Genomic DNA, 18,904 nt, shown 5'->3' on the forward strand with positions numbered 1-18,904 from the left:
GAGTCGCAGACGGGGCGAATGTGAGGGTTTTCAGCCGCCGTCGATGTGCCTACGCAAGCCATCGATCAACTGCTCCGCCGCCACAGCGGCAGAGCGCAAGCTGACCTGCCCGTCCCGAGTTCGACGAGCCTCCACTTGAACCCAGGTATAGGTCCGCAGCTTGCACTGAAGCGTGCGATGAACGAATCATGACGTCGACGAACCGTGGTGTCGCAAGGAAAACCCGCGACACCACGGCACACGTCACGGTTCGTCGTGCTCCACCAACACCTCGACGCGTTCGGAGGCATCGAACTCGATCACCCGCCGGACTCGGGAGTCGGCGATCGGGCCGAGATCGACGACTACCACGCCGGCAGCGTGCTCGACCGATTCCACCACCGCGTCCAGGACGACGCCGTCGGCCGAGGCGACGCGGATGCGGTCGCCCACCATGAGGGCATCGGCGCGGACGCCGCAGCCCTCGGTATCGCGCAGGCCGTAGACGCCGCAGTAAGTGCGGCCCGCCAGATCGCCGAGCCCGCGCTGGGCAATGGTCCACCACACCGGCGCGGCGCTGTCACCGGCATTGCGCCGATGCCAGCGCAGCACCCGATCTCGGCCGGCTTCAGCGGCGGCGCGGGATTCGTATACGGACACATGCCGTTTCACCGGCGCACTGCGCGGGCGCACTGTGCCTTCCGCGCCGTCGACCACGAGAACCCAACTGGCGGTGTCGTGATCACGACCGGCACGGACCCGTTTGGCCAGCGCCTGACCCGGTGTCGCACCGAGCCGGTCGGCGACCTCCGCCAGGCTTTCGGCCAGGCCCAGCGCCCGCAGGAATTCCGCGACCGCGAGTTCCGAGGTCTGCAGACGCTGCGCAAGCACCGGCATCGGGGTGCGGTCGCGCCAGGCCTCGCGCGCGGTGTGCTCGTCATCGGTCAGCCACAGCACCGATGCGCTGTGCTGATGATGCTCGACCACCACCGACCACCAGTCCCATTCGGGCTCCGCGGCCAGCCGGTCCTGGAACCAGCCCGCTCGATCAATCGCGCGCACCCTCTCACCTGGGGGAACAACATGACGCAGTGCCGCCTGCACCGCCGACGGCGTGCGCCCCAACTCGGCCGCGATTTCCCGCAACCCGATACCGGACCGCACCCGGGTCGCGAGCAATCGGAACTCCGATTCCCGCCACGAAGCACCGTGTTGGCGCGGCGGCACCAGCCGACCGTGTCCGTTGAATTCCATGGACAGAACCCCCGTTCCATCAGGTGTCGACGCCGGGCCCCACACCTGCTGTTCGGGCCCCGCGCCGACTGTTTCGTACCCCATCAGAATAGTCGGGGGGTCTGACAGAAAACGGCACTCGATATCACGTAATAGTCTGGCCCAGAACATCTTCCACACATCTGGCAAACTCACAGCATTGTGCCGTGTGTACTGTCGGCGCACTGCACGCGAGTCGCAGAACTCGGCACGGTCGGCTGCCATGGCCCGAATCGACCCGCCGAGCCCGCCCGTAGCCGGCGAATCCGCGCCGCCCGCGATGACGGCGACACCACGGTGCATCGAGCAGCTTCCCGGCACGCGCCGATTCGGCTCGGCCATAGCGGGTATACGCGGTGGTACGGTCGGAATCACCTGGTCGGCGGGCCGACGACGTTGTCGCATGAGCCCCGTCGCCGGTCCGCGACGACCCGTTGCCGCGGCTTCGCCCGAGTTCGACCGCATGACCTCACGGCCGATCGACACTCCCGAAGAAAGGGGTTCCCATCATGCTGATCCGCAGGCTAGCTCGCCCACTGCTGGCGAGTGCCTTCGTCGTGGACGGCGTCGACACCCTCATGCATCCGGAGCCCCGGGTGAAATCGGCGTCGGCAGTAGTGCAGAAGGGCCAGCAGTCGCTGCCATCGGATATGGCCGAGAAGCTGCCGAACGATCCAAGTGTGCTGGTCAAGGCGACAGCAGTGACGCAGGTCGCCGGTGGTGCGATGCTCGCACTTGGTAAGGCGCCGCGGCTGGCGGCGCTGGCGCTTGCCGCTACCGTCGTCCCGGCCACCGTCACCCAGCAGGACTTCTGGGCCGAATCCGATCCCGACCGCAGGGCCGCCAAACGGACCGCGTTCCTCAAGGACGTCAGCCTGCTCGGCGGTCTGATGATCGCGAGCGCCGACACGGCAGGCAAACCGTCGCTGGGGTGGCGCGGACGACGTGCGGCGAAGGGTGCGGCGGCCACTGTCGGCGCGGCATTACCGTTCGGCGCGTCGGCACAGGACGGCAGTGGTGAGGTGCTGCGGCACCAACTCGAACACGCAGCCGAGCGTGGTCGGGAGTTCGCAGGCATCGCAGCGACCAAGGGTGCCGCATTGGCCGAAACCGCTCAGGAGCGCGCACCGGAATGGGCCGAAACGGCGCGTCATCGTGGCGCCGAACTGGCCGAGGCGGCACGACACCGCGGGGCTGCGTTGGCCGAGGCCGCCCAACACCGCGGCAGCGCACTGGCCGAGACCGCCCAGCAGCGCGGCCCCGAGTTCGCCGAGGCAGCCCGGCAGCGCGGCGCGGCGCTCGCCGGAACCGCCCAGCAGCATGGTCCCGAGTGGGCTGAGCTCGCCAAGTCACGCGGCACCGAATTCGCCGATGTCGCCAAACATCGAGGTGCGGAGTTCGCCGATGTCGCCAAGCACCGTGGTGCGGAATGGGCCGAAACCGCCCGTCATCGCGCCGCGGAACTGGCTGCGTCCGCGCGCGAACAAGGCGCGCATCTGGCCGAGAGCAGCGCCAGGGCCGCCGACACTGGACGCAAACGAGTCGGCCCGACCAAGCGTGAGCGCAGGTTCTGGCGTAAATCGCGATAGTCGAGTGGGCGGTCGGCTTGCGCAGTGGCGGCGCGGCGTCCCGTTCACGCGAATCCCGCGTGCATCTCCCAGATCAGTAGCTCTGCGGGTTCGGTGGCGGTGACGCGGTGTCCGCCGGTGGCGGTGAGGCGAACAGCATCACCCTGTTCGAGTGCGCCGTGACCTTCGAAATCGGCGCTGCCCGCCGCAACGAACACATGCCCGTACGGTGCGTCCGGGACGGTGATCGAACTCCCGGCGTCCAAGCGTGCGACGTGCAGGGCAGCGTAGCGGTTGCCGAGGATGATGGCGGTCTGGTCGCGGTCGCGGGCCATCCCGGACGCGATGGTCACCAGAGCGTTTCCGGCCAGCTCACCATCGACATCCATCTCCTGATAGCTCGGAGTGACCCCGGACGTATCCGGCGGCACCCACATCTGCACCACCCGTAGCCGGGTTCGTTCGGACCAGGTGGCGCCGTTCCTCTCCGAATGCATGATGCCGGTACCCGCGCTCATCCGCTGGGCCAGGCCGGGATAGACGAGACCGGAGTTGCCGACGGAATCCTGATGCACGACCGAACCCTCGAGCACCCAGGTCAGGATCTCCATATCGCGATGCTGATGAGTGTCGAAGCCCTCACCTGCGCCGACGGTGTCCTCGTTGTGCACCATCAGCAGGCCGTGGGCGTTGGCTTCGAGATCGAAATTGCCGGTCGCCGGGAACGACTGCCTGGAGTCGAGCCATTCGTTCCACCAGTGGGCACGTTCGCCCGACGGAACGACTCGCACCCGCGGCATCGGCTTCGTCATCACGGCCTCCTCATCACTATCGCTCAATTGGTATCAATTTCAACTACTTCGCCGATATTCCGCCGCCGTCCCGCAAGCGCCTTGTGTCATCGCGCCGAACATGCATGCGCCGTATCCTTTGTTGCAGGATCAATCTCGCCGTGCCACCGCCTGTGAACCTGCACAAGCGAGGTGTGCGCGGCGCCTCGGGCTCGTTAGCATCCGCGCCATGATTCGACTGGCGGCGGTACTGATCAGCGCGGGCATCTTCGCGACGGGATGCGGTTCAGAAGAAGCCGACACCCCGGCGGCGCCGTCCTGGGACCCATGCACGGTCTCCGACCAGTTGATCACCGAGGCCGGTTTCGCCGCCGGTTCCAAACGCAAGGACGTCGCCGCGGGCGCAGGCGACTCATGGACGGGATGCGGTTGGAGCAGCGCCGATGCCGCCGTGCGCATCCTGTTCTCCGATGACACCGCGCTGTCGCGACTACGTGAGGAGCCCGGAATCGCCGAGCCCGCCGACACCACTGTCGCCGACCGGCCTGCCCTGCGCTTCCACAACTCCGGCAGCGACCCCGCCACCAGCTGCTCACTCGCCGTTGGCACCGCCGACGACGGAGTGGTGCGGATTCGGGTGGACCGCAGCGCCGCGCCCGGCGGGGAGTCGGCCTGCACCCGGGTCGAGCAGATCACCACGATCCTCGCACCCGCCCTACCAGGCTGAGCAGTTCACCGACACTACGAGGGCACGCACCTGTGACGGCTCACAAACAATGCCGTTCATAGACTCGTGCCCGCCCAATCCACTCGCAAAACCTCCCGATTGCGGTGGCGGGCTGGCTAGCGTGTTACCGCACAGTCGCAACCGGGGGGTAGAAGGAGTCACTATGGCCGTCGACAGCGCGATGCGAGCAGCACTCACGGTTTCCGGGCAGCCCATGTCGGCGCCTCTGCAGGATGTTCGCAACCTATCGCGGCAGATGGTCGGCCACTTCGTCGAGAATGTGGTGCCCTGCGGCACCCTGCCGGGTGACGCGATCTACGGTGATGTCACCACCATCACGCGCGTATGTCTCGAGCTGGCCGTGAGCATGCTCGACGGGCGTGACATCCCGGAGAAGACCCGCCGCCTGGAGAACGCGGCCGCAGGCTGGGCACGCGAGGGCGTACCGATCGACACCATCCACCACGCCATCCATGAAGGGTTCAAGCTCGGCTTCGACCTCGTGGTGTCGAACGCGTCGGTCACCGACTACTCCAATCTGGTCGACGGCGCCAAACTCGTGGTGGAGATGCTGGACCGGATGACCTCGGCGATCTCCATGGCCTACGTTCGGGAGCTGCGCGCCGTCGTCAGCGAGCACCACACTGCGGTACACACCCTCACCTCCGCGCTACTCGGCGGGCACAGCACCTCGACGATGGCCCGCGAATGCGGTATCGAGATCGCCGAGTCCTACACGGTGCTGGCGATGGCGATCCCCGCCCATCCCGACGAAGCGGACGCGACTCTGGACGGCAAGGTCGTGGCCCGGCGCAAGCTGCGGCGTGTGCAGGCCGAACTGGCCACCCGCTGCGGGGAGCGCGCGTTGTCGCTGCTGAGTGTCGACGGTGGCACCATCCTCGTTCCGAGCACGACGTTCTCCGATGATGAACTCGACGAACTCGTCGCGCAACTCTCGCGTGCGGCGCAGGTGCCCATCACCGCCGCGGTGGTGGAATCGCCGACGGCGAAGATTCCCGGCGCGGCCGATCAGGCGCATGAACTGCTGGACATGGTGCAGCGGCTGCGCTGCGTGCGTGGGTTGTACCGGTTCGACGATATGGCGCTGGAATACCAGCTCACCAGACCCGGGCCGGGCCGGGAGTATCTCGGCTCGCTACTCGACCCGCTCGACGATCACCCGGAGCTGCTCGAGACGCTGCAACGCCACATCTCCAACAACCTCAACCGGCAGCGCACCGCCAGGGTCATGCATATCCACACCAACACCATCGACTACCGGCTCAAGCGGATCGCCCAACTCACCGGCTTCGATCCGACCCAGCCATCGGGTCTGTGGTACCTGCGTTCGGCTCTGGTGGCCCGCACCTATCGTTCGTCCTGATCGGTTCGCGGGCGGCGGTCCGGCCATCCATGCCTGCGCCGCTCATCACGCGTGCCCGTACGCCGATCGCAACTGCGCCACGTAGGCACGCGATACCACCGAGGTCAGTGTGTCGAGCAGGTCGACGATGAGGCATTCGTCGCTGCCGCCGGAACCGAATCCGAGGCGACGCCGTCCCGGATCACCGAGCGCGAGGCCGGTCTTGACGCTGTCGTGGATCACATGCTGGATCGCCTCCAGCGGCACCTGTTCGCGAGCGCACCGGGCCGCGGCGCGCTCGAGCCGGGCCATGACCCGCCGCGACGAGGGATCCGAATCGTCGAGCAACACCAACGCCATATCGAGACCGAGACCGAGCACGGTGCCGAAATCGCTTTCCGCGCGGCGCGATACCGGGGAGTCCCGTGCCGCCATGTTGAACGGGACATCCTCGTTCATCGCATTCCCTCCACCGAACCACCACCGACACGACGAACGTATCCCGGTCTATCCGGCCATCCGGTCACATCCCCCGGACTTCGGCAATCCGCCGAATCGACGCGCCGAACAATTGTGAAACGTCCCATTCACACATATCTCGGTTCGTGGCATTGCGACAGTGCCGCCGACCGGCCCTCGACCGGCGCAGTCCCGGACTCGGGCGAGCTGCGAAGCCCGGCCGTGTCGATTAGGGTGCGGCGGTGGATACAGCCGAATTGGTCGACCGTGGCAGCTCGATCGCGGATCGACTGACGACGACGCAGGCGGCGCCGCCGTCGTGGCTGGTGCTCGGCGCCGCCGCGGTAGCGCTGATACTGGTCGGGTACGGGCCGCTGTGGCGCCTGACTCGCAATGTGGTGACGATCGCGCACGAAGGTGGTCACGCGTTGATGGCGCTGCTGACCGGGCGCAGGCTCAACAGCATCACGCTGCATTCGGATACGTCGGGTCTGACGGTGTCGAGCGGAAAGCCCTATGGGTTCGGGATGATCCTCACGGCTCTGTCCGGCTATCCCGCTCCGGCGTTGCTCGGCCTCGGTTTCGCCGCGCTGCTCGGCGCGAACAGGATCACGCTCATGTTGTGGATCGCGATCGCCGCGCTGGCGCTCATGCTGATCATGGTGCGCAACATCTACGGTGTGGTCTCGGTATTCGTCACCGGCGCATTGGTTTTCGGTGTCTCCTGGTTCGGCTCGGACACCCTCCAGGCCGGTTTCGCCTATCTCGCGACCTGGTTGCTGCTGCTGGCCGGGATCCGTCCGGTCATCGAATTGCAACGGACCAGGTCCGGGCGGCGGTCGGGTGAGCTGACCACCGACGCCGATCAGCTCGCGCGGCTGACCCGGCTGCCCGGACTGCTGTGGGTGCTTGTGTTCGCGACCGTCAGCCTCGGCGCGCTCGCACTCGGCGCGGGACTGCTGGTGTCGGCAACGGCCGGCATCTGTCTTCCGGTGCTGTCCGACAGCACTTGCGTCGCCGCCTGACCCGGTCAAGGACCGAAGGCGGGAGCGTCACCACGTAGGCCTGCCGGGTCGGGCGACGTGGGTACAGCCCGAGCCGGGATCTATCCGGCGGATTCGGCCGCGGCGAGTTCGGACTTCCAGACCCGGAAGCCCTCCTCGGTGCGTCCACGCCGCCAGTATCCGGAGATCGACGCGAACTCCGCGGGCACACCGCGTTCCCTGCGGATGTAGCGGCGCAAGTTGTGCATGACCGACTGCGCCTCGCCGTGGATGAACACACCCACCTGGCCGGGCAACCATTCCGCCTCGCGGACCGCGGCGATGATCGGAGCGTTGTCTCCGGCCCGGTCCTCACTCGCCTCGTGGGCGGCGGCACCGCGGTGGATCCAGTGCACCTCGAGCTGAGCCTTGGAGTTGAACACGATTTCGTCGGCGGCATCGGCCACCTCGATGAATACCTTGGCGGTCGCGCCGTCGGGCAGCGCCTCCACGGCCGCCGAGATGGCGGGCAGCGCCGACTCATCGCCGGCGAGCAGATGCCAGTCGGCATCCGCGCGCGGTGCGTACGCGCCGCTGGGACCGAACATCGTGATCTGTTCGCCCGCAGTCACATTCGCCGCCCACGGGCCGGCGATCCCCTCGTCGCCGTGCACCACGAAGTCGATCGCGATCTGACGGGCGACCGGATCGACCGACCGCACCGTATAGGTACGCATCACTTCACCGTCGGGACGATCGAACAGCAGCTTGACGTAGGCGTCGGTGAATTCGTTCGCGGTGAAATCATCGAAGCCGGGGTCGCCGAGATACACCCGGACGAAATGCGGGCCGATCTGCTCGGTCCTGGCAACGGTCAAGGTCGTGCGCTTCCTGGCCATCCAGCCTCCCTCGGCAAGTTAGGTTTACCTAACCGAACGATACACGACGGTCCGCCGGGCCCGGATTCCCCCGCGCCCGGCCGATGAAATCCCCGGCCACCCCATGGTTTTGGGATAGTCTCACAGCAGGTCACCGGGGAAGGCGTCAACATGACCGCAGCCACTGTTCTACGCCCTTTGGCGCCGAGTGAGCAGATTTTCGCATTCGCGGAGGTGTTCGTCGGATATTCGGCCCGGGTGTCGGGCCGGCTCGATCCGACCGCACTGGCGGTCGCCTTCGATGCGGTCGTTCGTGCCCATCCGATGCTCGGCGCGCGGCTGGCGCCGATCGACGACACAGCGCACCTGATGCTGGCGCCGGAGGGTGATCCACCGCAACTCACCATCACCGACGGCGCACCAGAAAAGCTGTTGACCGGCGCCGATCCTGATCAGCGGCGCGCGGCGTGCGCACTGTGCGTGGTCCGCGACGGCGATACGGCGAGCGTGACGCTGCTGACTCACCACAGCGTCGCCGACGCCGCGCATTCGCTGGAGATATTCGCCGAGTTATGGCGCTGCTATCGGGAAGCGGCAGCGGGGCGAGTACCTGACGTGGCGGAGTGTCCGTATCCGGTGTCGGTGGAGGGTCTGCTCGGTGCTCGCGGGATCGCGAAACGTCCGGTTCGCGGCCCCACGGCCGCGCCCCTACCCGCCTCGGTGCCGACATCGGCGGCCGATGACCCCTATCCCCCGCTGATCACCACTCGCTGCCGGCTCAGCCGGGCCGCGACGGCCGCGCTCGTCGACCTCGGCCACCGCACCGGCGTCACCGTGCACGGGTTGGTGTCGGCGGCACTGCTGCTCACCGAAGCCCAGACGCGCGGGGTACCGGTGGAGCGACTGCACTACGCGTACTCGGTCGACCTGCGGCCCCGGTTGGTCCCGCCGGTCGGCCCGACCGAGGCCACCAATGTCCTCGGCTACACCTCCTACCGGCCGGGCGCCGACATCGACCCCACCCTGATCGGTGTGGCACGCGGCATCTGCGCGGCACTGCGCTCAGACCTGGACTCCGGGTTCATCCAGCAGACGCCGCTGCAGATCCCCGAGATGGCCGCGACACCGCCGGGCACCGTGATCGCCACCAACTGGGGCCGGATCCCGCCGCCGATCACCCCGGAAGGGCTGCGCATCACCGATTTCCGCTCCACCATGATCGCCAAACGCGACCGCACCGGGCGGCGATCGCAACAACCGGGCGGCGGCACCACCATCATCACCACCTTCGACGAGCGGTTGAGCGTCGAGGTGCATCATCCGCCGTCGTTCCACGCGGAACAGCTACTCCGCATCGCCCGGCTCGGCGCGCTGCTCAACGAGGCGACGGACTGATCCGGTCGCGGACGGTGCGCAGTTCGAGCACGGTGATGTCGGAGGGTGCGGCCACGCGCACCGGCGGGCCCCAGGCGCCGGCGCCACGGGTGACGTAGAGCTGGGTGTCGCCGTAGCGTTCCAGCCCTGCCAGCGTCGGATTGGCCAGTTCGGCGATCAGATTGCCGGGGAAGAGCTGCCCGCCGTGGGTATGGCCGGACAGCTGCAGATCCACACCGTGATCGACGGCGTCGTGGATGACGACGGGCTGGTGCGCCATCAGCACCACCGCCCGCGCCGGATCCCGGCCCGCCAACGCCGCTGCCACATCAGGGCCGCGGCCTTCGGCTTCGCCCTCGATATCGTCGACACCGGCCAGGTCGAACCCCGCCAATTCGACGCGGCTGTTCATCAGCACCCGCATCCCGAGTTCCTGCACATGCGCGACCCACTCGTCGGCGCCGGAGTAGTACTCGTGATTGCCGGTGACGTAATAGGTGCCGAGCCGCGAGCGCAGGTCCGCCAGCGGGGCGACGGTGGACCGTAGGTCGGCCACCCTGCCGTCGATGAGGTCGCCGGCCACCGCGATCAGGTCGGGTTCGGTGCGGTTGACGGCGTCGACGACCCGCTGGGTGAACGAGCGCCCCAGCGCCGGACCAACATGCAGGTCGCTGACCAGCGTGATCCGGAACCCGTCGGCTTCCGGAGGCAGCTTGGGCAGCAGGACGGTCATGCGTTTGACGGCGGGCCCGCTGAGCACGTTGTAGGTGCCGAGGCCGACCGTGCCCACGGCGGCGGCTATTGCCGCACCGCCGAGCACCCGCGAGACGAACAATCTCCGGGACACCGGGGGCGCGCCCTCGAGGGGAGCGGCTTCACCCGTCCCCGCTTCTGCTGTGGGTTCTGCCTGCGAGTTCGCGGCCGACGCCGAGCTGACATCTGACTCCGTCGATGAATCCTCCACGGCGCGCGCAGGTTCGGCAGACGCCGGATCAGCTGGTTCGGTCGCGGGCACATCAGCGGGTCGCGGAGAAGTGTCGGCGGCATCCTCGCCTGTCGTGGCCGCAGGCGCGCGCGTCGAATCCGCACCATCGCCGCGAACCCCGTCGTACCAGCGCATCACCAGCGGTCGCAGCAGCTCACCGACCAGCACACCGATCAACAGATAGATGACCAGCGCGGCCCACAGGAACCCAGGCCACGCCACGATGCGAATGAAACCCATTGGCGCCCGGGCCAATTGTCCGACCAACGCGGCGACCATCAGCACGGCCCCGACGACGATCACGCCCGTCCCGCACCAGCGGGCCACCGATCCGGGTCTGGTGGTGTCGCGTACCAGGCGTCGCCACAGATACCAGTGCAGTGCACCGAGCACCGCCAGCGCGACGAGACCCATCAGAACCGAGACGACGATCACTGCTGCCTTTCCAACATGCCGGGCATTCGCGTAGACGAACCTACGCGATGCCCCCGCGTGTCCGGAGGGCAACTACCTCGCTTACATCGGGCCGGGTAGCGCCAGGCCTCCGATGGCAGGTGGGCGTCCGGGGCCGCCCGCGTCGGTCAGCAGGCGCTTGAGGATCTTGCCGGTATCGCCACGCGGTAGTGCGCTCAGGAAAGTCACATCGCGTGGCACCGAGAAACGACTGAGGCGGTGCCGCACGTAGGTGCGGATCATGTCCGGATCCAGCCCGGCCCCTTCCCGCTTGACCACGAATGCCGCGAGCCGCTGGCCGAATTCATCGTCCGGGACGCCGACCACCGCAACTTCGCTGATCTGCGGCAGATGCGACAGCGCCTCCTCCACCGGGCGCGGGAAGACGTTCTCGCCGCCGGAGATGATCATCTCGTCGTCACGGCCCGCGATGAACAACCGGCCCGCCACATCGAAATAGCCGAGGTCACCGGTATCGAGCATGCCATCGGCCTCGTCCGGCGGCGCCGCGTTGACGTAGCCGTCGAACAGCATGTGGTTGCCGACGAAAATGCGACCGGCGGCGCCGATCGGGACGGGTTTGCGGTTCTCACCCAGCACGGCGACCTTCGTACCGAGCGGTGGCCTGCCCGCCGTGGTCGGCGAAGTGCGCAGATCCTCCGGTGTGGCGACCGAAGCCCAGCTCACCTCCGTCGAGCCGTACACGTTGTACAGAATGTCGCCGTAGAGGTCCATGAACCGCAGCACGGTCGCCCCGGCCAGCGGCGCACCGCAGCTGACGACGTGACGCAGGCTGGAGGTGTCGTAGCGCGACCGCACATGCACCGGCAGATCCATGATCCGGTTCACCATCGTCGGCACCACGATCAGCGTGACCACTCGATGCTGTTCGATCCGGCGCAGGCAGTCCTCGGCATCGAACCGTTCCGGCAGCACCACCGTTGAGCGCAGGGCAGTACTCAACTGCAAACCCGCGAGACCCCAGGTATGGAACAGGGGTGCCGGAATGAGCATGGCCTCGTCCATGCGCAGTGGAATCCGGGACAGAAGTGCAGCAATGGTGCCGAAGCCTTTGGGATGCGGACGGCGCGCGCCCTTGGGGCGGCCACTGGTTCCCGAGGTGAGCACGATCAACCGGCCGGGTTGGCTCGGACGCCGGAACGTGGTCTGCCCCATGGCGATCAGGTCGTCGATGGTGGTGCGGTCCGGTATCGGCGGCCTGCCGTCGGTGTTGTAGCGGGGCACATCGGTGTGCAGGTAGCGGACCAGCTGTTCCAGCTCACCGTCGACGAACAGCGCCGACAAACGATGCCGCTGCACGATCTCCTCGATGCGGCGGCCGGACAGACCCGAATTGAGCAGGGCGACATCGACGCCGAGCTTGCCCGCGGCAACCATGGTCTCCACCATGCCCGCGTGATTGTTCGACAGCAGCCCGATCGCGTCGCCGGAGGTGAGCCCCAGCGATCCCATGGCGCCTGCCAGGGCGTTGGTTCGCTCGTGCATTTCGGCGAAGGTGCGGCTGCCGCGGTCGTCGGCGACGGCGATGCGGTCGGGTGAATGGGCGGCACCCGCAGCGTATCCGCCTGCCAGGTTGAAACCCCATTTGTTCAGTGACCGAAGCTGTTTCACGGCGACGTCGGGCCGGGTCGTCGCCACCACGCCGGTGGTCATCACCTGTCGCAGCACACCGACCTGCCGCCGGACCGGTGAATTCTCGCCGTTGACGACCACCGAGGTGCGCGCGCCACGGACGATGTCGGCGATGCGCCGCAACCCGCTCTCGGTCCACTCGGTGATGGCACCGTTGGACAGCCCGGCCAGACGCGGGTGCATCCGTGCCGGGCTGAAGTAGGTGACGGTGACGCGGGTGCGCTCGCCCTCCCCGCTCAACCGGACCGAGGCGAAACTTCCCTGCATGGGACTGTGTAGTTCCATGCTCTCGTACCAGCGACCGATGACCACTCGGATCTGATGGATGCGAATGCCGGTGTCGGGGGTGCCGACCCGCAGTTCCAGGACCGGATTCCGTTCGGGCACATCCAGCCGTTCGGCGGCGCCGATACCCGCGAACACACGGGGATAGGTTTGCGCTTCGAGCAGCAGATCCCATACTGCCGCGCGGCTTGCCGCTAATTCAGCGACCACATCGATGACGTCGGTAACCAACTGCGTACATCTTCTCGTCGGCCCGCAACGAACAACTCGGGTCGGCGGGTAGCTACTGTGTAACGTCAGTCACAATACAGCGGGCATGTGGTTCACACCACTGCCTTTCGGTGTCGCCGGAGCCACCGGAATCGCTCGCGAGTCCTGTTGCCCGATGTTCACCACGGCTTTCGCGCCGACAGCCGTTCGCGCGCTTGGCCGTTCCCCCAAACCCGCCCGACCAGCCCTATGACAACTCCCAACCGGATCAGGTGTGACGACAGACACATTTTCGGCACACTGGATTTGCCGAACAACAAACGAAGGAGAAGTGATGACGAAACCCGATCGCCGCGTGGCGATCACCCACACCGAGGAGATCCTGAACTACTTCGGTAAATGTGGCGACTGCGGCTACCCCGCCCGCGCCGCGACCACCAAGCACATCTTCGACAACGGCGAAGAAGAGACCTGGGTAACGGCTACCTGCTCGTTACCGTGCGGATGGGCCGATCGGGTCCGGCCGACCATGATGACGGCGGGGCAACGCCGGAGCTGAACACCCGGCGCGGTACCGGCCGCACCCGCGATCCTGATGTGCGGCACGATGGCGATATGGAACTGCGTATCTTCACCGAGCCGCAACAGGGCGCCGACTACGACACGCTCCTCGCGGTCGCCAAGGCCGCCGAAGACCTCGGCTACGGGGCGTTCTTCCGATCCGATCACTATCTCGCGATGGGTGATGCCAGCGGTTTGCCGGGGCCGACCGATGCGTGGATCACCCTCGCCGGACTGGCCAGGGAGACCACACGCATCCGGCTCGGCACGCTGGTCACCGCCGCGACGTTCCGGTTGCCGGGACCGCTGGCCATTCAGGTCGCGCAGGTGGACCAGATGTCGGGTGGACGGGTGGAGCTCGGCCTCGGCAGCGGTTGGTTCGCCGAAGAGCATGCCGCGTACGGGATTCCGTTCCCCGAGGACAAGTTCGCGCGGTTCGAAGAGCAACTGGCCATCATCACCGGCCTGTGGGAAACCAAGCTCGGCGATAAGTTCACCTTCGAGGGCGCCCACTACCAGCTCACCGAGTCGCCGGCGCTGCCCAAGCCGGTGCAGGATCCCATTCCGGTGCTGATCGGCGGCACGGGCGCGCGTCGCACGCCCCGGCTGGCCGCGCGCTACGCCTCCGAATTCAATGTGCCGTTCTCCTCGATCGAGGAGACTGCCACCCAATTCGAGCGGGTCCGCGCCGCCGTCGCCGACCGTGGCCGCCCCGCAGACAGCATGATCTATTCCAATGCACTGGTTGCCTGCGTCGGCAGCAGCGACGCCGAAGTCGCACGCCGGGCCGACGCGATCGGACGTGAGGTGGACGAGCTGAAGACCAACGGTCTCGCAGGCTCCCCCGCCGAGGTGGTCGACACGATCGGCCGCTTCGCCGAACTCGGCACCGAGCGCATCTACCTGCAGATCCTCGATCTGGCCGATCTCGACCACCTCGAGCTCATCGCACAGCAGGTGGGCGCGCAGCTCTGAGGGTCGCAGTGACCCGCCCTCGATGACCGCGGCTCGCGCCGCACGCTGAACGGATAGTAGTGACCGAAGGACCCTCCGGCTCGACCGTCGCGCCGACCCACCGCAAGGTCGCGATGGCGACCCTCGTCGGCACCACACTCGAGTGGTACGACTTCATGCTCTACGGCACCGCGTCCGCGCTCATCCTCGGCAAGCAGTTCTTTCCCTCGATGAGCCCGGCGGCCGGGACGCTGGCCGCGTTCGCCACCTTCGCGGTCGGGTTCGGCGCGCGACCTGTCGGCGGGCTGCTGTTCGGGCATTTCGGTGACCGGGTCGGCAGGCGCACCACACTGGTGGTGTCGTTGATCCTGATGGGCGTGAGCTCGACCCTGATCGGCGTGCTGCCCACCTACGACACCATCGGGTTCTGGGCGCCGGTCCTGCTCGTGGTGTTGCGGCTGATCCAGGGAGTCGGGCTCGGCGGCGAGGGCGCGGGTGCGGTGGTGTTCTCGATGGAGCACGCGCCGAGCGGTCGGCTCAACCGCTACGCCAGCTTCCCCCAGATGGGGACGCCGGCCGGACTCATCCTGGCCAACGCGGTATTCCTCGGCACCAGCGCGCTGATGCCCGAGAACGCATTCCTGTCCTGGGGTTGGCGGATCCCGTTCCTGCTCAGCGTGGTGCTGGTGGTCGTCGGGCTCGCGGTCAGGCTCACCATCACCGAATCGGCGCAGTACGCGGACCTGGTCCAGCGTGGGGAGGTGCCGTCGTTCCCACTGCGGGACGCGCTGCGAGTCGGCCCGGCCCGGCTGCTGCTGATCTTGTGCGCGGCGATCGCGACCTCGGCGGTGGTCTACATCTTCATGGTCTTCACGCTGACCTACGGCACAAAGCAGCTGGATTTCAGCCGCGATTTCCTGCTGCTCGCAGTGATCGTGTCCTCAGTGCTCTGGTGTCTGACCATGCCGCTGTGGGGTGCACTGGCCGACCGCTACGGCACCCACCGCGTCTTCCTCGCGGGTACGGCCGCACTGCTGGTCTGGTCGGCGGCTTACTTCCCGCTGTTGAACACCGGTAACGCCGTCGTCGTATACGTGGCGCTGCTCGGGATGGGTGTGGTGCTGCCGATCAGTCACAGTGTCGGCGGCATCATCGTGGCCGAGCTGTTCCCGCCGGCCGTCCGCTACTCAGGCACCTCGCTCATCGTGCAGGTATCGGTCATCCTCGGCGGCGGTCTAGCCCCGCTCATCGCTACCGCGCTCTGGACCGCGGGCTCATCCTCGGTGGCGGTCAGTCTCTATGCGATCGGGATCTGTGCGCTGAGCTTGATCAGTACGTACATGTTGTTCTGGCTATTGCCGCGGATGCGGAGGAACCGAGCCGGCGCAAGCGTCGAGGTGGTTGAGGACAAACAGATCACGCGAGTCGGTTGACGCACGCTGCGGGCGACACAGCCGACCGACGCCCTCGACTGGCCCTGCCGCCGAGGACGACGGCGAGCCGGTGCTCGATCTGAGGCGCACTTGCGGGCACGATCGAACCCGACGGCTACCCGGCCCGGAGGTCAGAGATCATGCGCGCATTCCAGACGACAACGACCATTCCTGCACGCAGGGCATCCGACGCGCCGATCGGCGAGCGGGGCCCGGATAGCGGCGGCCTGTCCGCGTCGGGCCATCGGCGGCGCGACCTCACGGGACGGCATCGGATGGGCCGAGTACTACCGATCCGATCCATTACCTCCGCGCGATCGCACGGGAGGACCGTGTCACTGCGCTGGATTCTCGCGTCCGTTCTGCTGACGTGCGGTGTGGCCGGATGTGGTGACGAAGCGACCGATCAGCCCGGCAGTCCGCCACCACCACTTGCCACCACAACAGAAGAGAGCCGACCGGCGGGTGCTCCGGATCTGGCAGCCGCCGAAGAAGTGGTCCGCGGTATCGATGTTCCCTGGGGCCTGGATTTCCTGCCAGACGGTGCCGCGCTGGTCGCGGAGCGCGATACCGGACAAGTCCTGCGGATCGTCCCGGGCCGACCCGCGGAGCAAGTCTACGAGGTGCCCGGCGTAGTTGCGGGTGGCGAGGGCGGTCTGCTCGGGCTCGCGATCTCACCTCGGTACACCGAGGATCGCTACGTGTACGCCTATTTCACCGCCGCCTCCGACAACCGTATCGTCCGGTTCCGGCTGGGCGAGCCTCCAGAAGTCGTGTTCGACGGGATCGCGAAGGCGGGCAACCACAATGGTGGTCGTATCGCGTTCGGGCCCGACGGGATGCTGTACGTGGGCACCGGTGACGCGGGTCGGCGCGCCGACTCGCAGGACCCGGACAGCCCCAACGGCAAGATCTTGCGCCTCACCCCCGACGGCGGCGCCGCTCCGGGCAATCCCCGGGCCGACTCCCCCGTCTACTCACTCGGTCACCGCAATGTCCAAGGTCTGGCGTGGGATTCGAGAGGACGACTGTTCGCCGCGGAGTTCGGGCAGAACGCCTTCGACGAGCTCAACCTGATCGAGCCGGGACGCAATTACGGCTGGCCCGCTGTCGAGGGCACCGGTGGGTCCGGTCGCGGATTCACCGATCCGCTGGTGACCTGGTCCACCGATGAGGCCTCCCCGTCTGGCATCGCGATTGCGGCGAACACCGTGTATGTCACGGCATTACGCGGCGAACGCCTGTGGACTGTCCCGTTGACCGACAGCGGCACCGGTACGCCCGCTGATCACTTCCGTGACGGATACGGTCGTCTGCGCACCGTCGTGGTCGCGCCCGACGGTGCGTTGTGGCTCACCACATCCAACACCGACGGCCGCGGGGATATCCGCACCGGCGACGATCGGATTCTTCGCTTCCCGTCGCGCTGAGCGTCGCCGACCCGGCTGCGGAACATCCGCAACCGGTATCACGCGGCGGTCAGTTGTAGGAGTTCGCGACCCCGGTGAGGAGATTCTCGAGTGTTTCGTAGGCCGGGATATCGACGACATCGATGAGTTCGCGGGTGACGGGAACATCGTTGGCGTCGGCGACGGCGGTGAACTTCGCGGCGTCACCGGTGCGGAAACCGTGTTCGGCGGCCAGCGACTGCAGTTCCGGATCTGTGGACAACAGCCGGCCGATCCGGTCACCGTCCTCGTTCAGCGGCACCAGGGCATGGCGCGACAATACGGTGGGCGACGGGTAGAGCAGGACCATCTCGGGTTTGATGCGGTCATCGACCGCCGCCGCGACATACTGTGCCTCATAAGCCCACACCATCGGGGCGGGGCCCATGCCCGCGGCGAGGTATTCGCCGAACGGGCCTTCGGAGGAGTTCTCGGTGTACCCCTGGGCCAGGAACAAACGGGAAAGCAGTGGCAGGACATGCGCTTCCGCCGCTCCGCCACGTACGACGGCATTGCCGTTGGCGACATAGCTCGCGACCGCCAGGTACATGGCCGCGGAGTTGGAGCTGCGTGGATCGGTGGTGGACACCAGGACGTTCTTACGCACCGGGTAGGTGGTATTGCCCTCGATCTGATCCCACTGCACACCGCGCGCGACCATGTCCAGGTAGGCCGACACGTCGAAGGTCGGTACCGGCCCTGGCTTCACCACACCCACACGGGTCAGCAGATCGACAATCGGCTGGAAGGTGGCGATCACCATCGGCGAGGAGAACGGCGTGTACTGCGCACTCACCCCGGCTTCACGCTGAATCCGTTCCGCGGCGGGAAGACTCGACGGAAAGGCGAAATCCACGGTGTCGAGTTCCACCGACGTCGCGATCTGGCGAGAACCGGCCGACCGCACGTCGGCATCGAGGCCGTGTTTCGCCAGCGCGGCCACCACCCGCGGATCATCGAAGAACGCCATCTTCTCCGACCCGACGACACCCTCCACGACCGTCAACGGCGCAGCCGCGGCAGCAGGCGCCGCCTCCGGATCGCGCACTGCCGCTACGGCGACCGCGGCGACCACCAGTACGCCGACGACCCCGAGCACCGGGACCAGACGACCGCGCGAGACCAGGGCCGCGCGCAAGGTTTCCGGCAGGTGACGAGAAATAGAATTCGAGTCGACAATTTCGTTATCGGAATTCTCCGGCGGCGTTTCGATTCGCGTGACGACCTTTTCCACAACCGGTTCCGGGTCGAGTTCCCGGCGCACGATCCGCTCTACCAGAATGGGCACGAAGTCCCGGATCGGCCGCCCGTCGAATCGTTGGTGCGCATCCTGCACCGCACTGCCGACCTGCTCCGCCGAGTGGGCCTCGGTGAAGCTGTCGACCAGGCGATTCTCCAAGTCCCGTATCGCTTTTTCCTCACGGACGGTATCGAGCTCCACCTGTTCTCCTCGGCGCCGGATCAACGGAACGGACGGCATCCACGCCGCCCCGGGCGCCAACCATACCGCTATATTCGCGGGCTCGAT

At 67.1% G+C, this 18,904-nt stretch carries 16 protein-coding genes; 9 read left to right on the forward strand and 7 right to left on the reverse strand.

Features of this window, described 5'->3' with window-relative positions; translation table 11 throughout:
• Positions 1 to 243: 243 nt before the first annotated feature.
• Positions 244 to 1,317, reverse strand: a complete 1,074-nt coding sequence (locus tag ACFXNW_RS22990) for a hypothetical protein (protein ID WP_379419809.1) — start codon at positions 1,315 to 1,317, stop codon at positions 244 to 246.
• A 443-nt stretch (positions 1,318 to 1,760) separates the two neighbouring features.
• On the opposite strand from ACFXNW_RS22990, the gene ACFXNW_RS22995 reads away from it, so the two are divergent.
• Entirely contained in the window at positions 1,761 to 2,840 is a 1,080-nt protein-coding gene (locus ACFXNW_RS22995; RefSeq protein ID WP_379419810.1) for a DoxX family membrane protein, read from the forward strand.
• A gap of 44 nt (positions 2,841 to 2,884) precedes the next feature.
• Here the strand turns inward: ACFXNW_RS22995 and ACFXNW_RS23000 are convergent, their stop codons facing one another.
• A complete protein-coding gene (locus tag ACFXNW_RS23000) occupies positions 2,885 to 3,631 on the reverse strand; it encodes a pirin family protein (RefSeq protein ID WP_379419811.1) in 747 nt (248 codons plus the stop codon).
• 208 nt (positions 3,632 to 3,839) lie between these two features.
• Here ACFXNW_RS23000 and ACFXNW_RS23005 point away from each other — a divergent pair, with 208 nt between their 5' ends.
• Positions 3,840 to 4,337, forward strand: a complete 498-nt coding sequence (locus ACFXNW_RS23005) for a DUF3558 family protein (protein WP_379419813.1) — start codon at positions 3,840 to 3,842, stop codon at positions 4,335 to 4,337.
• Between the two features lie 163 nt (positions 4,338 to 4,500).
• Positions 4,501 to 5,721, forward strand: a complete 1,221-nt coding sequence (locus tag ACFXNW_RS23010) for a PucR family transcriptional regulator (protein ID WP_379419814.1) — start codon at positions 4,501 to 4,503, stop codon at positions 5,719 to 5,721.
• A 45-nt stretch (positions 5,722 to 5,766) separates the two neighbouring features.
• On the opposite strand, the gene ACFXNW_RS23015 is transcribed toward ACFXNW_RS23010, so the two are convergent.
• Positions 5,767 to 6,159, reverse strand: a complete 393-nt coding sequence (locus tag ACFXNW_RS23015) for a hypothetical protein (RefSeq protein ID WP_379419815.1) — start codon at positions 6,157 to 6,159, stop codon at positions 5,767 to 5,769.
• Positions 6,160 to 6,401: 242 nt separating this feature from the next.
• Here ACFXNW_RS23015 and ACFXNW_RS23020 point away from each other — a divergent pair, with 242 nt between their 5' ends.
• Positions 6,402 to 7,184: a M50 family metallopeptidase gene (locus ACFXNW_RS23020; RefSeq protein WP_379419816.1), complete on the forward strand. Its 783-nt coding sequence runs from the start codon at positions 6,402 to 6,404 to the stop codon at positions 7,182 to 7,184.
• Between the two features lie 80 nt (positions 7,185 to 7,264).
• On the opposite strand, the gene ACFXNW_RS23025 is transcribed toward ACFXNW_RS23020, so the two are convergent.
• Positions 7,265 to 8,041, reverse strand: coding sequence for a siderophore-interacting protein (locus ACFXNW_RS23025; protein WP_379419817.1), 777 nt, complete (start codon positions 8,039 to 8,041; stop codon positions 7,265 to 7,267).
• Positions 8,042 to 8,191: 150 nt separating this feature from the next.
• Between ACFXNW_RS23025 and ACFXNW_RS23030 the strand changes: the two genes are divergently transcribed.
• The gene (locus ACFXNW_RS23030) at positions 8,192 to 9,415 is read left to right on the forward strand and encodes a hypothetical protein (RefSeq protein WP_379419818.1); all 1,224 of its coding nucleotides are present in this window, start codon (positions 8,192 to 8,194) and stop codon (positions 9,413 to 9,415) included.
• On the opposite strand, the gene ACFXNW_RS23035 is transcribed toward ACFXNW_RS23030, so the two are convergent.
• Both ACFXNW_RS23035 and ACFXNW_RS23040 read right to left on the reverse strand, forming a co-directional pair.
• Positions 9,396 to 10,814 carry a metallophosphoesterase gene (locus tag ACFXNW_RS23035; protein WP_379419820.1) on the reverse strand — a complete coding sequence of 473 codons (1,419 nt, stop codon included), beginning with the start codon at positions 10,812 to 10,814 and terminating at the stop codon, positions 9,396 to 9,398. The two genes, ACFXNW_RS23030 and ACFXNW_RS23035, sit on opposite strands and share 20 nt — an antisense overlap.
• Before the next feature lie 81 nt (positions 10,815 to 10,895).
• A complete protein-coding gene (locus tag ACFXNW_RS23040) occupies positions 10,896 to 13,001 on the reverse strand; it encodes an AMP-binding protein (RefSeq protein ID WP_379419822.1) in 2,106 nt (701 codons plus the stop codon).
• A gap of 313 nt (positions 13,002 to 13,314) precedes the next feature.
• Between ACFXNW_RS23040 and ACFXNW_RS23045 the strand changes: the two genes are divergently transcribed.
• The 4 genes from ACFXNW_RS23045 to ACFXNW_RS23060 all read left to right on the forward strand — a co-directional run bounded on the left by ACFXNW_RS23045 (position 13,315) and on the right by ACFXNW_RS23060 (position 17,358).
• A complete protein-coding gene (locus ACFXNW_RS23045; protein WP_379419824.1) occupies positions 13,315 to 13,539 on the forward strand; it encodes a hypothetical protein in 225 nt (74 codons plus the stop codon).
• Between the two features lie 56 nt (positions 13,540 to 13,595).
• Positions 13,596 to 14,516, forward strand: a complete 921-nt coding sequence (locus tag ACFXNW_RS23050; protein WP_379419825.1) for an LLM class F420-dependent oxidoreductase — start codon at positions 13,596 to 13,598, stop codon at positions 14,514 to 14,516.
• Positions 14,517 to 14,575: 59 nt separating this feature from the next.
• Positions 14,576 to 15,928: an MFS transporter gene (locus ACFXNW_RS23055; RefSeq protein ID WP_379419826.1), complete on the forward strand. Its 1,353-nt coding sequence runs from the start codon at positions 14,576 to 14,578 to the stop codon at positions 15,926 to 15,928.
• Between the two features lie 332 nt (positions 15,929 to 16,260).
• Positions 16,261 to 17,358 (forward strand): PQQ-dependent sugar dehydrogenase, encoded by a 1,098-nt coding sequence (locus ACFXNW_RS23060; RefSeq protein ID WP_379419827.1) that lies wholly within the window; start codon positions 16,261 to 16,263, stop codon positions 17,356 to 17,358.
• A gap of 49 nt (positions 17,359 to 17,407) precedes the next feature.
• Here the strand turns inward: ACFXNW_RS23060 and ACFXNW_RS23065 are convergent, their stop codons facing one another.
• A complete protein-coding gene (locus ACFXNW_RS23065) occupies positions 17,408 to 18,817 on the reverse strand; it encodes a three-helix bundle dimerization domain-containing protein (protein WP_379419828.1) in 1,410 nt (469 codons plus the stop codon).
• Positions 18,818 to 18,904 lie beyond the last annotated feature (87 nt).

The sequence above is a fragment of the Nocardia sp. NPDC059180 genome (assembly GCF_042754945.1).
Classification (GTDB): Bacteria; Actinomycetota; Actinomycetes; order Mycobacteriales; family Mycobacteriaceae; genus Nocardia.